This window comes from Pseudomonas sp. SA233 (assembly GCF_054792385.1).
Genome location: NZ_CP096449.1, coordinates 2715319 through 2728889, shown reverse-complemented (window position 1 = coordinate 2728889; position 13571 = coordinate 2715319). Strand labels below are relative to the sequence as shown.

The window sequence follows — 13571 nt, the reverse complement described above, 5'->3', positions numbered from 1 at the left end:
AAAAACAAGTTGATTTTTTACTGGGGCTACACTTTTATAAAAAAACAAGAACAACATCGCACCGGAGCCGCCTGTATGCAGACCGCCTTCCCTCATCTGTTCGAAGCCTTGCAGATCCGCGGCAAACGCTTGAAGAACCGCATCATGTCCACCGGCCACGACACCTGCCTGCCTACCGACAACCTGGTCAACGACAAGCTCATCGCCTACCAGCGCGCCCGCGCCGCCGGTGGCGTCGGCCTGATCGTGCTGCAGGTGGCCGGGGTGCATGACAGCGCTCGCTACACCTCGCATGTGCTGATGGCCACCGACGATGCCTGCATCGACGGCTACCGCCAGCTTGCCGAAGCCTGCCATGAGCATGGCACCGTGGTGCTGTCGCAACTGTTCCACCCCGGGCGGGAGATCATGGAGTCGGCGGACGGCTTGCTGGCGGTGGCCTACTCGGCGTCCGCGGTACCCAATGAACGCTTCCGGGTGATGCCGCGCGCGCTGGACCAGGCGATGATCGACGAGATCGTCCAGGGCTATGCCAGCGCTGCCCGCCGCCTGCACCAGGCCGGGCTTGATGGCGTTGAAGTGGTGGCCAGCCATGGCTACCTGCCTGCGCAGTTCCTCAACCCGCGGGTAAACCAGCGCTTGGATGGCTACAACGGTGAGCTGGAGCAGCGCCTGCGGTTCCTGCGCGAAGTGCTGGCCGCCGTACGCGCGGCTACCGACGAGCAGTTCATCATCGGCCTGCGCATCAGTGCCGACGAGCGCGACAGCCAGGGGCTGAGCGAGGACGAATCGCTGGCCGCAGCGGTTGCCTTGCAAGGCCAGCTCGACTACCTGCACATCGTTGCCGGGACGTCGGCGTCCCTCGGCGGCGCCGTGCATATCGTGCCGCCGATGGCCATTCAACCGGCCTACCTGGCCCGTGAGGCCGGCACCTTCAAACAACACCTGGGCATCCCGCTGTTCGTCACCGGGCGTATCAACCAGCCCCAGGAAGCCGAACTGATCCTGGCCCGTGGCCAGGCCGACGTCTGCGGCATGACCCGCGCGCTTATATGCGACCCGCAGATGCCCAACAAGACCGAGCATGGCCAGGTCGAGGACGTACGTGCCTGTATCGCCTGCAACCAGGCCTGCATCGGCCATTTCCACCGCGGCCTGCCCATTTCCTGCATCCAGCGACCGGAGACTGGCCGCGAGTTGCAGTACGAGCAACTGCCACCCACCACCCGCCCCAAGCGCATCCTCGTGGCCGGTGGCGGGCCCGCCGGCATGAAAGCCGCCGCCGTGGCCGCTGCGCGCGGGCATCAGGTCACGCTGTACGAGGCTGGCCCGCAGCTCGGTGGCCAGGTGCTGCTGGCCCAGTTGCTGCCACGGCGCAGCGAGTTCGGTGGCGCCAGCACCAACTTGCAACGGGAAATGGCCCTGGCGGGCGTGGAAGTGGTGCGCAACACCCGGGTCGACCGCGCACTGGTCGAACGGGTACGCCCCGACCTGGTGATCGCCGCCACCGGTGCCACCCCCTACTGGCCGGCCTTCGAGCGCACCGGTGATCTACAGGTGGTGGATGCCTGGCAAATACTGCGCAGTGAAGCAAAACCGGGCCGCTCGGTACTGGTGATCGACTGGCGCTGCGACTGGATCGGCCCCGGCATCGCCGAACGACTGGTACGCGACGGCCACCAGGTGCAGCTGGCGGTCAATGGCACCCATTGCGGCGAAAGCCTGCCGCTGTACGTGCGCGACCAACTGGCCGGCGAGCTGCATCGCCTGGGTATTCCCATCACACCGTATGCCCGCCTGTATGGCTGCGACGACAACACGGTGTACCTGCAGCACACCGCCAGCGGCGAGCCGATGATCTTCGAAGGCATCGACACCCTGGTACTGTGCCAGGGCCATCAACCGGAAGACCGCCTGGCAACGGAGCTGGCCGGCCTGGTCGAGGTGCGCCGCATTGGCGACTGCCTGGCGCCGCGTACCGCCGAAGAAGCGATTCACGATGGCCTGACGGTTGCCTGGGCGCTCTGAGGCTGTACATACTGCGGCTTTTACGATGGACCGACGTGCATGAGCCAACTCCCCCAGCCCCCCGCCAGCGAAGCCGGGGGCGCCGCGCCGCAGTTTCTCGGCAGCCGCATTCGCGGCCTGCGCAAGCGCCGTGGCATGACCCTGGCGGAGCTGGCCGCGCACAGTGAGCTGACCGCCGGCTACATCAGCCAGCTGGAGCGCAACCTCTCCTATCCATCGATTCCGGCGCTGTTCAACATCGCCCGCAGCCTGGGGGTGACCATCCAGTGGTTCTTCGCCAGCGAAGCCATCACTGCGCCCGAAGACCAGGGCTATGTGGTACGACGCAACAGCCGCCTGAGCGTGCATTACGAAGACGGTATCGTCGATCAACTGCTCACGCCCCAGCCCAACCGTCAGCTGGAAATCCTGCATTCGCGCTTCCCTCCGGGAAGCTACAGCCAACAGAGCTACAGCCACGACGGTGAAGAGGCCGGCTACATACTCAGCGGCAGCTTCGAGCTGTGGGTGGGCGAGCGGCATTTCCAGCTGGGTGAAGGGGACAGTTTCAGCTTCTCGAGCCAGGAACCGCACCGCTACGGCAACCCCGGTGAAGTCGATGCCGTGGTGATCTGGGTGATCACGCCGCCAACATTCTGAAGCATGCTCGCTCCCCAATATCCAGCAACAGGGTCTACCTTGTTAACCGAACTTTAGAGGAGCACAACCATGAAGCAGATCCTGATCATAGGCGCGGGCTTTGCCGGCCTGTGGAGCGCGCTCAGCGCCGCCCGCCAGCTTGACCTCCATGGCCGCAAGGATGTCGAGGTCACCTTGCTTGCACCCCAGGCCGAGCTGCATGTGCGCCCGCGCTTCTACGAACCCGACGTACATACCATGGCCGCGCCGTTGCAGGAGCTGTTCGATGCCGCCAACGTCCGCTTCGTGCAGGGCACGGCCTTTCATATAGATGAAGCGGCCCGCCGTGTGGGCTATCGCACCCGCAGCGGAACCCAATGCACCCTGCCCTACGACCGCCTGATCATGGCCTGCGGCAGCGTGCTCAACCGGCCCGACATGGTGGGCATCGAGCATGTGTTCGATGTCGACAAGCTCGACAGCGCCGCGCGCCTGGAAACCCACCTGAAATCACTGGCCAACCTGCCCGACACACCGGCGCGCAATACCGTGGTGGTGGCCGGTGGAGGTTTTACCGGCATCGAGACCGCCACCGAACTGCCGGCCCGCCTGCGCGAAATCCTCGGCGAGGACGCGGCATTGCGCGTGGTGGTGGTCGACCGTGGCGCGAGGATTGGCGCGGCCCTGGGTGACGGCATACGCCCCGCCATCGAACAGGCCTCCGAGGCCCTTGGCGTGGAGTGGATATGTGGTGCCACGGTAGCCTCGGTCGATTCTGCCGGCGTGGTGCTGGACAACGGCCAGCGCATCGACGCCAGCACGGTGATCTGGACCGTGGGCTTCAAGGCCAACCCGCTCACCGAACAGATCAGTGGCGAGCGCGACCGCCAGGGCCGCTTGCATGTCGATGGCAATCTCAAGGTGAAAGGCAATGATGCCGTGTACGCGGCGGGTGATGTGGCCTACGCCGCCTGCGACGAGGCTGGCAATCATGCGGTGATGTCCTGCCAGCATGCGATTCCGCTGGGGCGTCATGCGGGCAACAATGCGGCGGCCGAGCTGATTGGCGTGGCCCCGAAGACCTACAGCCAGCCCAAGTACGTGACCTGCCTGGACCTTGGGGCCTGGGGGGCGGTGTATACCGAAGGGTGGGAACGCACGGTGTCGCCACCGGAGGACAAGGCCGAAGCCAAGGTGTTGAAGGCGCAGATCAATACCGTGTGGATCTATCCGCCGGCGGCCGAACGTGCTGCAGCACTGGCAGCGGCTGACCCGGCTATTCCAGTCGCGTGACACCAGGCCGACGCGGTCATTGTAGGAGCGGCCTTGTGTCGCGATGGGCCGCAAAGCGGCCCCAGGATTTCAGCGTTGACGCCGAGAATTCTGGGGCCGCTTCGCGGCCCATCGCGACACAAGGCCGCTCCTACATTCGACCGCGTACCTTCGATCAGGCAGCAGCAAACAGCTCGTTGGCAATCTGCGCCTGGGCAGCATCGATCGCCTGGCTGCGGTGCTCAGGGCCATAGGCCAGGCCATGGGCGCGGACGATTTCCAGGTCGGTGATGCCGATGAAGCCCAGGAATACCTTGAGGAAGTCCTCATGCCCGGCGCCAGTCGGCTGGCCAGCGTGCAGGCCACCGGCGGTAGACACCAGCACTACCTTCTTGTTGCCGCACAGGCCTTCCGGGCCGGCTTCGGTGTAGCGGAAAGTCTTGCCGGCGACGGCAACGCGGTCGATCCAGGCCTTGAGCTGGGTCGGCACGGTGAAGTTGTACATCGGCGCACCAATCACCACGGCATCGGCAGCCAGGAACTCTTCCAGGGTTTCCGCGCTCAGCTTGGCTTCGAAGGCCTGGGCTGCGTCGCGCATGTCTTCCGGGGTGCCAGCCGCTACCAGGGTAGCCGCGGAGAAGTGGGCGATGGCATCAGCGGCCAGGTCGCGGTACACCACTTCCACGCTCGGGTCGGCGGCTTTCCAGGCTTCGACCACTTCACGGCTCAGTTGGCGGGAGGCGGAATTGTCGCCCAGGATGCTCGAATCGATGTGCAACAGTTTCATGGGATTCTCCTGTGAATGAAGACCGCGACATTGGGCGATCACGATGGGGAGAATCCTACCGACATCAACAATGGCTGATAAGTCAGCAAAAATGCGTTAGTTTGTCCTACTGGTGGAACAGTGAGACATGCCCATGCAAGACCTCAACGACCTTTTCTACTTCGCCCGCGTGGTCGAAGCCGGCGGTTTCGCCGCAGCCGGCCGCCAGCTGGGCATCCCCAAGTCGCGCCTGTCGCGGCGTATCGCCGAGCTTGAAGAACGCCTGGGCACGCGCCTGCTGCAACGCACTACACGGCAACTGAAGCTCACCGCAGTGGGCGAGCGCTACCTGCACCACTGCCAGGCCATGCTGCTGGAAGCCGAAGCCGCCGACGAAGCCGTGGCCAGCATGAGCAGCGAACCGCGCGGGCGCTTGCGGGTGTCGTGCCCGGTGGCATTGGCCCACGCCTTTCTGCCGGATGTGATCAGCCGCTTTCTTGCGCAGTACCCGCTGGTGCAACTGGACATGGTGCTGCTCAACCGCCGGGTCGACCTGATTTCCGAAGGTATCGACGTGGCCCTGCGGGTACGCGACCTGGGCGATGAAGACCCGGCCCTGGTCACCCGCCGCCTGCGCCAGGCGCAGATGCAGCTGGTTGCAGCGCCCGGTTTCGCCGACCACATCCGCGAACCGGGCCAACTGGCATCATTGCCGGTGCTGGGCGCTGCCGAGGCGGACCGGCTGGTACACTTCCGCCTGTTCGGTCCCCATGGCAAACAGCAGGAAATCGCCCTGGAACCGCGCCTCGCCATCGATGATTTCGTAGTACGTAATGCTGCTGTACGGGCAGGCCTCGGGTTTACCGCGCTGCCCAGCATGTTCTGTGAAGAAGAACTGGCGCGCGGCGAACTGGTGCGCCTGCTGCCGGACTGGTCGCTGCCGGGTGGCTACCTGCAGGCGGTGTACCCGCACCGGCGCGGCTTGCTGCCTGCGGTACGGGTATGGATCGACCACCTGGCGGCGTCGTTCGAGGCCTGTGGAGAAAGGTATGTCTGAGCGAAACATGAGCGAAGCCCAGGTGGCAGCGTTCTGCCTGAGCCTGCCGGGTGCGCGGGAAGACTACAAATGGGGCGGCATCCGGGTGTTCTCGGTGGCGGGCAACAAGATGTTCGCGGTGCTCGACCTGGCGGGTGCGGGGTTGTCGTTCAAGGTGGCCGACGAACTGTTTCTTGGCTACTGCGACCGCCCGGGGGTGCGGCCTGCGCCGTATCTGGCACGGGCGCGGTGGATCAGCATGGCATCGCCCTACCCCATGGGGCGTGAGGAGCTGTGTGATCTGTTGCAGCGCTCGCACCAGCTGGTGGTGCGGCGGTTGCCAAAGCGGTTGCAGGTGGGATTGCTATTGTGAATTCCCTGTGCTGGCCCTTTCGCGGGTAAACCCGCTCCCACAGGGTTCTCCACTGGTCTGAAGTCTTGTGCTGTACCTGTAGGAGCGGGTTTACCCGCGAAAGGGCCGGCACAATCACATATCAACTGAAGGGCAGATACCGCCCGCCAAGAAAGAGCCAGTCCGCCCAGAACACCTGGTGCACCAGCACAATCCCCCAGAACACCAGCTGGTACGACACCTTGCGGGTCTTGTGTCGATACAGCTGTTGCGCCAGCAGTGCCCCAGGCCAGCCGCCCAGCAGCTCACTGGCATGCAGCACCTTCTCGGGCGTACGCCAGGCCTGGGTACGCGCCTGCTGTTTATCCTGCCAATACAGCAGCAGGCTGATCAGGCTCATTGCCGGGTACAACGCCAGCGGCCACCAGGCCTGGTCGACCCAGGCCATGCGCGCCGCGCCCAGGCCCGGCAGCAGGCACAGCAGGCCCAACACCAGCAGCTTCAGGCGCACATTACGTACGCCCTCCACCCTTTGCCCCCGTGCCACCTCAGCCATGGGCCGTCGCCCAGTCAACCCAGCCGAACTGCCAGGTCGCCAGAATCAGCAGGCCGAAGGCAATGCGATACCAGGCGAACGCCGCGTAGCTGTGGTTGGCAATGAACTTGAGCAGGCCACGCACGGCAATCATGGCAAAGATGAACGAGGTCACGAAGCCGATGGCAAATACCGGCAGGTCGCCGGGCTGGAACAGGTCGCGGTACTTGTAGCCCGAATACACCGCCGCACCGACCATGGTCGGCATCGCCAGGAAGAACGAGAACTCGGTCGCTGCCTTGCGCGACAGGCCGAACAGCAGGCCACCGATGATGGTCGAACCGGAGCGCGAAGTGCCCGGGATCATCGCCAGGCACTGGATGAAGCCGATCTTCAGCGCGTGGCTCCAGCGCATGTCGTCCACGTGGTCCACCTCCACACGGTGCTCGCGGCGCTCGGCCCAGAGCATGATCACCCCGCCCACCACCAGCGCAGCCGCCACGGTGATCGGGTTGAACAGGTATTCGTGAATCAGGTCGGCGAACAGCACGCCCAGCACCACTGCCGGCAGGAACGCCAGCAACAGGTTACCGGTGAAACGCCGCGCCGTGGGCTGGCTGGTCAGGCCGAAGACCACGTCGAAGATCTTGCCGCGAAACTCCCACACCACCGCCAGGATCGCCGCCAGCTGAATGATGATGTTGAAAGCCATGGCCCGTTCGCCACCAAACCCGATCAGGTCGGCGACGATGATCTGGTGACCGGTACTGGAGATTGGCAGAAACTCCGTCAGCCCTTCGACCACGCCTAAGATGATTGCCTGGAAGGCAGTCCAAAAATCCATCGTTCCCCCGATGGAGCACTGCTCGTTGCAGGCCCCTTGTTCTTGATTTGCTTGAAATTGCCGCGCGCGGCCCGGCTGTTTTACAGCGACTGTTGGGCGTAATGCCAGTAGAAAAGTTCACGCCGCCTAAAGGTTTCATCTTGCGCGGCCGAAATCCTAGCAGAGCGCCTTCGCAATCACCTTGTACAAACTGCTGCAGACTATTGAATGGATAGCACTTAGCCATTAGTCGTGTGGGGGCCTCGCGCAAAGCATGTTTGGATGCGCCTGAATAAAAAGAACAATGCGGGAGCTGTGGTATGAAAACCCTGAGATCGATGTCTATCAGCCGCCGTCTGTGGCTGATCCTTTTGGTGGCGGTGGCCATGCTGGTGGTATTGGGCCTGCTGATGCTGCGCCAGATCCACGGTGACCTGTACCAGGCCAAAGCGGAAAAGACCCGCCACGTGGTACAGACCGCAGCCGGTGTGCTGGCCTATTACCAAGGCCTGGAGGCAGCCGGCACACTCAGCCGCGAAGCGGCCCAGCAACAGGCGCTGCAAGTGGTACGCGCGCTGCGCTACGACCAGAATGACTACTTCTGGATCAACGACCTGGGGCCGAAGATGATCATGCATCCGGCCAACCCCAAGCTCGACGGCCAGGACCTGTCGGCCATCCGCGACCCCGACGGCTTTGCCGTGTTCAACGAGATGGTCGCCCTGGCCCGGCAGCAGGACGCCGGGCCGGTCAACTACCGCTGGCCCAAGCCTGGCGCCAGCGAGCCGGTGGCCAAGACTTCCTACATCCAACTGTTCAAGCCCTGGGGCTGGATCATCGGCTCAGGCGTGTACGTCGATGACGTGCAGGCCGAATTCACCCGCCAGTTGCGCGACGCCTCGCTGGTGGGCGTGGCCATCGCCCTGCTGATGGCGCTGGTGGTCATGCTGATTGCGCGCAGCATCGCCCGCCCGTTGCAGGAAGCAGTGCAGGCCATGGGCAACATCGCCAGTGGAGAAAGCGACCTGACTCGACGCCTGGACACTCACGGCCGTGACGAAATCACCCACCTGGGCGAGCACTTCAACCGCTTCAATGGCAAGCTGCAAGGCGTGGTCGGCCAGTTGCAAGGCGCGGCCCATGCCCTGGCCCGGTCCGCCGGGCATGTCGGCGACAACGCCGGTGCCGCGCAGCAGCACAGCGCCCAACAGTCGCTGCAGATGGACCAGGTGGCCACCGCGGTCAACGAAGTGACTTACGCCGTGCAAGACGTGGCCAAGACCGCCGAGCAGGCCGCCGGTGAAATGCGCGCCGCGCAACAGCAGGTGGCACACGGCCAGGAGGCCATTCACGGCAGCCTGGCGCAGATCGACCGGTTGTCGCTGACCATCGACCAGGCCGTGCAGGTGATCCGTGAACTGGCAGGGCACAGCACGCGCATCGGTGGTGTGCTGGATGTGATCCGCTCCATCGCCGAACAGACCAACCTGCTGGCGCTGAACGCGGCCATCGAGGCGGCGCGGGCCGGCGAGCAGGGCCGTGGCTTTGCCGTCGTCGCCGACGAGGTGCGCCTGCTGGCCCAGCGCACGGCGCAGTCGACGGCCGAGATCCATACCATGATCGAGCACCTGCAAAGCCAGTCGGACGCCGCGGTAAAAGCCATCGATACCAGCAGCGAGGCCTCGCGCCAGACGGTCGAGCAGGCCCGCGAGGCCGGTGCCAGCCTGGATGCCATCAACCAATCACTGAACAACCTCACGGCGTTGAACGCCTCCATCGCCAGCGCCACCTTGCAGCAGTCGCACGTGGTAGAAGAGATCAACCGCAACGTGCTGGATACTGCCGGGTTGTCCCAGCAGACCGCCGATGCGGCGCGCCAATCCAGTGATGCCGGGATGGCGCTGGGGCAGCTGAGCGAAGAGCTGGAGCAGTTGTTGCGGCAGTTCCGGGTATAAGGTTGATAATGCCGGGGGCGCTTTGCGCCCCTTTCGCGACACAAGGCCGCTCCTACAGACGATCGCGTCCCCCTGTAGGAGCGGCCTTGTGTCGCGATGGGCTGCAAAGCAGCCCCAAAGGCCCCAACGCCCTACACCTTCTCCGGCCGACCCGCTACAATCGCGCCCCTCCCCGCAGTCTCCAAGGATCGCCGATGTCCGGCCTTGAACTCATCGCCGCCGTCCTCGGCGTCACCGCTGTCTGGCTCACGGTCAAGCAGAACGCCTGGTGCTGGCCCATTGGTCTGGTCATGGTGCTGATCTATGGCTGGCTGTTCTACGAGGTGAAGCTGTACTCCGGCATGTTGCTGCAACTGGCCTATGCCATCCTGCAGGTCTACGGCTGGTGGCAATGGAAGCGCCCGGGCCATGCTGAAGACGCCCGCCAGGTCACCCGCCTGCAGCGCCCGGCATTGCTCGTCGGTTTGGCCGGCGGGGTGCTGTTGAGCGCCACCTTGGGCGCGGCGATGGCCACCTGGACCGACGCCGCCCTGCCCTGGCTGGACGCCACCCTGACCGGCTTCAGCCTGGTGGCACAACTATGGATGGCGCAGAAGCGCCTGCAGTGCTGGCCGCTGTGGGTAGTGGTAGATATCGTCTACGTGGGCCAGTACCTGCACCAGCAGTTGTACTTCACCGCCGGTTTCTTCGCCGTGCTCACACTGATTGCCGTGCGCGGCTGGCTGGAATGGCGCCGTGACCCGGCGTTGGTGCAGCCATGAGCGCGGCACAATCCATGAAAGTACTGGTGCTGTGCGGCCCGGAATCCAGCGGCAAGAGCTGGCTCAGCGGTGTGATCCAGGCGCATTTCGGCGGCGTGGTGGTGGCCGAATACGTGCGCCACTTCATCGATCAGGAACGCCGCGACACCTGCTATGCCGATATCCCTGCCATCGCTCGTGGTCAGCTGGCCTGGGAAGACCAGGCCCGTGAGCAGACACCGTCGCTACTGATTCTCGACACTCACCTGCTCAGCAACATGCTCTGGAGCCACGCCCTGTTCGGCGACTGCCCGGCCTGGCTGGAACAGGCGTTGCTGGCGCGGCATTACCACCTGCACCTGCTGCTGAGCCCGCAAGGCGTGGATTGGGTTGCCGATGGCCAGCGCAGCCAGCCCGAACTGCGCGACCGCCAGCGCTTTTTCGACGACAGCCTGCACTGGCTGCAACGGCATGAGCAAGCGTACAAAATAATTGAGGGCAATTGGCCACAACGCCAGATGCTGGCACTGCAAACAGTCGCTAAGCTCATTGATAGCAATGCGCCATCCTGCCCCGCCGAGTGTTAATCCACCGACACACCCCTTTTAGGCGAAGGCCCTGAAAACATGGGGTCTTTCCGTGCATCGAAGGTAGTGTCAAGGTGCTGATACACTTCTGCAAAAACCCTTCCAATCAAGGCCAACACTGGCTTTGCCTGCACCACTCGCGGCTGCCTGTTTCAGCCCTGAGACAGAATATGCCGCAGCTTGTCATGGTGACTACCCTAACCTTTTGATCTGAAACCGCTTCTCGAAAGCGGCACACCTTCTGCTCCCTCGTTCACATCGCTGAACAGGGCCAGCGCTCATTGAAGGAGTTGCCGTCGTGAGGAAAACTGACAAACGCCTTTATCACCTGCTGCTGATGGGCTATGTGCTGGGTTCGTTGAGCCTGACGGCCCAGGCCGACAACGGCATCATCGTGATAACCCGTGATGTGCAGACACGCAACGCTATGGTCCCGCCGTTAAGACCCGACCCCAACCCCACCACCGTCAATGCCAATCCTTCCGCTCACATCCTCAAGCAAACCAACGAACTGAGTGATGGCGACTTCGCCAACATCAGCAGCGGTGCGGGCATCAGCACCCTGATTACCCAGCAGACCAACAACCTGGGCGGCAACCTCAATAACCAATCCCAACTGCCCAACCTGGCCGGTGGCCGCGGTACAGGCTCGGGAAATGGCATCTCGAACATGGTCAACTCGAGTGTGCAGCGCGGCCTGGCGCCGCTGCAGATCCTGACCGGAGGCAAGTGAGATGAAGCACACGCTGCTGATCCTGGTCACGCTGTGCAGTACATCGGCCTTCGCGCAATCCCCGGTCCCTGTGATCAACAACGCCGACATCGACAGCTCGGGCAGCCGTTACCAGGGCAACCTGTCGGTCAACCAGGCAGCCGGCGACCAACAGCAACAGGCCAACGCGCGCGCCTTCGCCGCAGGGCCCGAGGCTGGCGCCACCACGCAGATCCGCCAACGGCTGAACGCCCCCGCAACTTCAGCGATGGACGCGCGCGCGACCATACAGGGCGACGCCTTCAGCAACGGTAGCGGCGCCCTGGGGGTCAACCAGAGCGCCGGCGCCAACACCCAGCAAGCGAACGCACTGAGCATCAGCCTCGGTGCCCAGCCGCAAAGCATCGACGACAGCGTCCTCATGCAACAGAACGTGGCGCTGCTCAACAACTCCGGTCCGATTGACACTTCAACTGGCAATCGCCAGGTCACCACCAGTGACCAGGCCTTCACCGGTAGCCGTGGAGTGATTCAGTTGAACCAGAGTGCCGGGGTGGGAAACCGAATGGCCAACACCTTGAGCATCCGGGTCGCGGATTGACCCATCCAGTTAAGAACAACACTTAACCTAAAAGTACGGAGAATCACCATGAAACCCTCGATGGCAATCAAGCCTCTGGTTTTCGCAATTGCTGCGGTCATGGCTGTTGCTGTACAAGCTGATCAGAACGACCGGCGTGGCGGGCACCACAATGGTCACCACAATAACGGGCATCACACCCCTCCTCCCACCCGGATCCCTGTGTATGCCACAGCCAACGCCATGGACAGCCAACGCAGCACGGGTAACACCATAACCAACCAAGGCACCATCAACGAAGCCGAAATGAGCAGCTCGGCCACGGGTGCAAGCGGCAACGTGGGTGTCAACGTGGCAGCCGGTAACGGCAACCAGCAGGACAATGCTGCGGCTATTGCCAATGCATCGTCCGAGTCCAGCCTGGACAACAGCTTCGTGTTCGGCACCGCCGAAGCCACCGCTGACGTTCGCCAGTTCAGCAACAACAACCGTGTCGACAACTGGTCCACCCAGAACTCGGCAGTCATGGCCGGCTCGGCCGATGGTGCGGAGGGTAACGTCGGCATCAACATCGCTGGCGGCGACCTGAACCAGCAGAAGAACACCATGGCCATCGCCAACACCGGTGCCCCGCTGGGCAATGCCACTGCCACCGCCTCTGCCGACCAGAACGGCCCAGGCCTGACGGTGAACAACGGCGCCGACCGCACCTACCGGGTGGACACGCTGACCATCACCACCACCAAGAGCGGTTCCAGCTCGCGTGAGGGCACGTTCAATTCGACCGACGACCGCAGCTCGTCATCGAGCTTCAGCGTGGCCGGCTCGCGAAGTGCCAGCTCCAGTGGCTCCAGTGGCTGGAACTCCAGCGGTTCGAGCAGCATGAACGCCAGTGGTTCGCACAGTTCCACTGCCAGCGGCTCCAACAGCTGGAATGCCAGTGGTTCGATGGCCGGCAACTCCAGTTCGTCCAGCAGTGCCAGCCTGAGCGCCTCCCTGGCTGCGGCAGCCGATGCGACCCGCACCACGACCACCGATTACGGCCGTCACGAGCGCACTCGCACCGACAGCTTCGATGCCTCGCTCAATGCATCGCTCAATGTGGATGTCGACCACTCGCGGGAAAGCTCTTACGACAAGTCGTTCGAGAAGGCATTCGACTCGTCGTATGACAAGGCTCGCCAATCGAGCTACGAGAAGTCTCGCGACTCCTCGTATGAGAAGGCTCACGAGTCGTCCTATGCCAATGCATCGGAATCGGCGTTTGAAAAGTCTGGCGAGAAATCGTCTCAATCGTCGAACGACGTGTCGAAGAGCTACAGCGAAAGCAGTGCCTACGACTTGAGCAATACCGTGTCCTTCCAAGTGCTGACCCCTACCGGATGGGCAAACCCTGTTACCAACACTGCAACCCTTAGTGGTTCGGTGAATGGCGGCAGTGGCAACCTGGGCGTGAACGTGGCAGCCGGTGCGGGCAACCAGCAGAGCAACTCGCTGGCCATCTCCAACACCTCGTTCTGATCGCTGTGCTTGAGGCCCCCTTCGGGGGGCCTTTCTTCAACAGAAC

The 13571-nt window shown here is 63.4% G+C and carries 14 protein-coding genes and 1 pseudogene; 12 read left to right on the top strand and 3 right to left on the bottom strand.

Annotated elements, in window-relative coordinates; all coding sequences use genetic code 11:
* Positions 1–75 precede the first annotated feature (75 nt).
* The 3 genes from M1D87_RS12725 (at position 76) to M1D87_RS12715 (ending at position 3939) form a co-directional block, all read left to right on the top strand.
* Positions 76–2028, top strand: a complete 1953-nt coding sequence (locus tag M1D87_RS12725) for an oxidoreductase (protein ID WP_322490705.1) — start codon at positions 76–78, stop codon at positions 2026–2028.
* Between the two features lie 39 nt (positions 2029–2067).
* Positions 2068–2667 carry a helix-turn-helix domain-containing protein gene (locus M1D87_RS12720; RefSeq protein ID WP_015270174.1) on the top strand — a complete coding sequence of 200 codons (600 nt, stop codon included), beginning with the start codon at positions 2068–2070 and terminating at the stop codon, positions 2665–2667.
* A gap of 69 nt (positions 2668–2736) precedes the next feature.
* The gene (locus M1D87_RS12715; RefSeq protein ID WP_123083692.1) at positions 2737–3939 is read left to right on the top strand and encodes an NAD(P)/FAD-dependent oxidoreductase; all 1203 of its coding nucleotides are present in this window, start codon (positions 2737–2739) and stop codon (positions 3937–3939) included.
* A gap of 154 nt (positions 3940–4093) precedes the next feature.
* Here the strand turns inward: M1D87_RS12715 and M1D87_RS12710 are convergent, their stop codons facing one another.
* Positions 4094–4705 carry an FMN-dependent NADH-azoreductase gene (locus tag M1D87_RS12710; protein ID WP_003258995.1) on the bottom strand — a complete coding sequence of 204 codons (612 nt, stop codon included), beginning with the start codon at positions 4703–4705 and terminating at the stop codon, positions 4094–4096.
* Positions 4706–4838: 133 nt separating this feature from the next.
* Here M1D87_RS12710 and M1D87_RS12705 point away from each other — a divergent pair, with 133 nt between their 5' ends.
* Positions 4839–5741: a LysR substrate-binding domain-containing protein gene (locus tag M1D87_RS12705; protein ID WP_232880951.1), complete on the top strand. Its 903-nt coding sequence runs from the start codon at positions 4839–4841 to the stop codon at positions 5739–5741.
* On the top strand, positions 5734–6093 hold the full coding sequence (locus M1D87_RS12700) for an MmcQ/YjbR family DNA-binding protein (RefSeq protein ID WP_039612966.1): 360 nt from the start codon (positions 5734–5736) through the stop codon (positions 6091–6093). Before M1D87_RS12705 ends, M1D87_RS12700 begins: the two co-directional genes overlap by 8 nt.
* Positions 6094–6214: 121 nt before the next feature.
* On the opposite strand, the gene M1D87_RS12695 is transcribed toward M1D87_RS12700, so the two are convergent.
* Positions 6215–6628 carry a DUF1294 domain-containing protein gene (locus tag M1D87_RS12695; RefSeq protein ID WP_123083693.1) on the bottom strand — a complete coding sequence of 138 codons (414 nt, stop codon included), beginning with the start codon at positions 6626–6628 and terminating at the stop codon, positions 6215–6217.
* Entirely contained in the window at positions 6621–7451 is an 831-nt protein-coding gene (locus M1D87_RS12690) for an undecaprenyl-diphosphate phosphatase (protein WP_003258998.1), read from the bottom strand. The genes M1D87_RS12695 and M1D87_RS12690 overlap by 8 nt, the downstream gene beginning before the upstream one ends.
* Positions 7452–7750: 299 nt before the next feature.
* Here M1D87_RS12690 and mcpP point away from each other — a divergent pair.
* From mcpP to M1D87_RS12655, 7 genes and pseudogenes are all read left to right on the top strand, one after another.
* A pseudogene (mcpP, locus tag M1D87_RS12685) lies at positions 7751–8464 on the top strand (methyl-accepting chemotaxis protein McpP); the annotation flags it as partial.
* A gap of 186 nt (positions 8465–8650) precedes the next feature.
* Positions 8651–9385: a methyl-accepting chemotaxis protein gene (locus M1D87_RS12680; RefSeq protein WP_407682546.1), complete on the top strand. Its 735-nt coding sequence runs from the start codon at positions 8651–8653 to the stop codon at positions 9383–9385.
* A 194-nt stretch (positions 9386–9579) separates the two neighbouring features.
* A complete protein-coding gene (pnuC, locus tag M1D87_RS12675; protein ID WP_013972462.1) occupies positions 9580–10146 on the top strand; it encodes a nicotinamide riboside transporter PnuC in 567 nt (188 codons plus the stop codon).
* On the top strand, positions 10143–10712 hold the full coding sequence (locus M1D87_RS12670) for an AAA family ATPase (protein WP_123083695.1): 570 nt from the start codon (positions 10143–10145) through the stop codon (positions 10710–10712). Before pnuC ends, M1D87_RS12670 begins: the two co-directional genes overlap by 4 nt.
* A 298-nt stretch (positions 10713–11010) precedes the next feature.
* The gene (locus M1D87_RS12665) at positions 11011–11445 is read left to right on the top strand and encodes a hypothetical protein (RefSeq protein ID WP_013972460.1); all 435 of its coding nucleotides are present in this window, start codon (positions 11011–11013) and stop codon (positions 11443–11445) included.
* A gap of 1 nt (position 11446) precedes the next feature.
* Entirely contained in the window at positions 11447–12025 is a 579-nt protein-coding gene (locus M1D87_RS12660; protein ID WP_085719915.1) for an adhesin, read from the top strand.
* A gap of 48 nt (positions 12026–12073) precedes the next feature.
* Positions 12074–13525, top strand: a complete 1452-nt coding sequence (locus M1D87_RS12655) for a heme utilization protein (protein ID WP_123083696.1) — start codon at positions 12074–12076, stop codon at positions 13523–13525.
* The last annotated feature ends 46 nt before the right edge of the window (positions 13526–13571 follow it).

Excerpts from the sequence above, each read along its gene's own strand:
- M1D87_RS12725 (WP_322490705.1), top strand. The coding sequence starts at position 76 with ATGCAGACCGCCTTCCCTCATCTGTTCGAAGCCTTGCAGATCCGCGGC.
- M1D87_RS12720 (WP_015270174.1), top strand. The coding sequence starts at position 2,068 with ATGAGCCAACTCCCCCAGCCCCCCGCCAGCGAAGCCGGGGGCGCCGCG.
- M1D87_RS12715 (WP_123083692.1), top strand. The coding sequence starts at position 2,737 with ATGAAGCAGATCCTGATCATAGGCGCGGGCTTTGCCGGCCTGTGGAGC.
- M1D87_RS12710 (WP_003258995.1), bottom strand. The coding sequence starts at position 4,705 with ATGAAACTGTTGCACATCGATTCGAGCATCCTGGGCGACAATTCCGCC.
- M1D87_RS12705 (WP_232880951.1), top strand. The coding sequence starts at position 4,839 with ATGCAAGACCTCAACGACCTTTTCTACTTCGCCCGCGTGGTCGAAGCC.
- M1D87_RS12700 (WP_039612966.1), top strand. The coding sequence starts at position 5,734 with ATGTCTGAGCGAAACATGAGCGAAGCCCAGGTGGCAGCGTTCTGCCTG.
- M1D87_RS12695 (WP_123083693.1), bottom strand. The coding sequence starts at position 6,628 with ATGGCTGAGGTGGCACGGGGGCAAAGGGTGGAGGGCGTACGTAATGTG.
- M1D87_RS12690 (WP_003258998.1), bottom strand. The coding sequence starts at position 7,451 with ATGGATTTTTGGACTGCCTTCCAGGCAATCATCTTAGGCGTGGTCGAA.
- M1D87_RS12680 (WP_407682546.1), top strand. The coding sequence starts at position 8,651 with ATGGACCAGGTGGCCACCGCGGTCAACGAAGTGACTTACGCCGTGCAA.
- pnuC (WP_013972462.1), top strand. The coding sequence starts at position 9,580 with ATGTCCGGCCTTGAACTCATCGCCGCCGTCCTCGGCGTCACCGCTGTC.
- M1D87_RS12670 (WP_123083695.1), top strand. The coding sequence starts at position 10,143 with ATGAGCGCGGCACAATCCATGAAAGTACTGGTGCTGTGCGGCCCGGAA.
- M1D87_RS12660 (WP_085719915.1), top strand. The coding sequence starts at position 11,447 with ATGAAGCACACGCTGCTGATCCTGGTCACGCTGTGCAGTACATCGGCC.
- M1D87_RS12655 (WP_123083696.1), top strand. The coding sequence starts at position 12,074 with ATGAAACCCTCGATGGCAATCAAGCCTCTGGTTTTCGCAATTGCTGCG.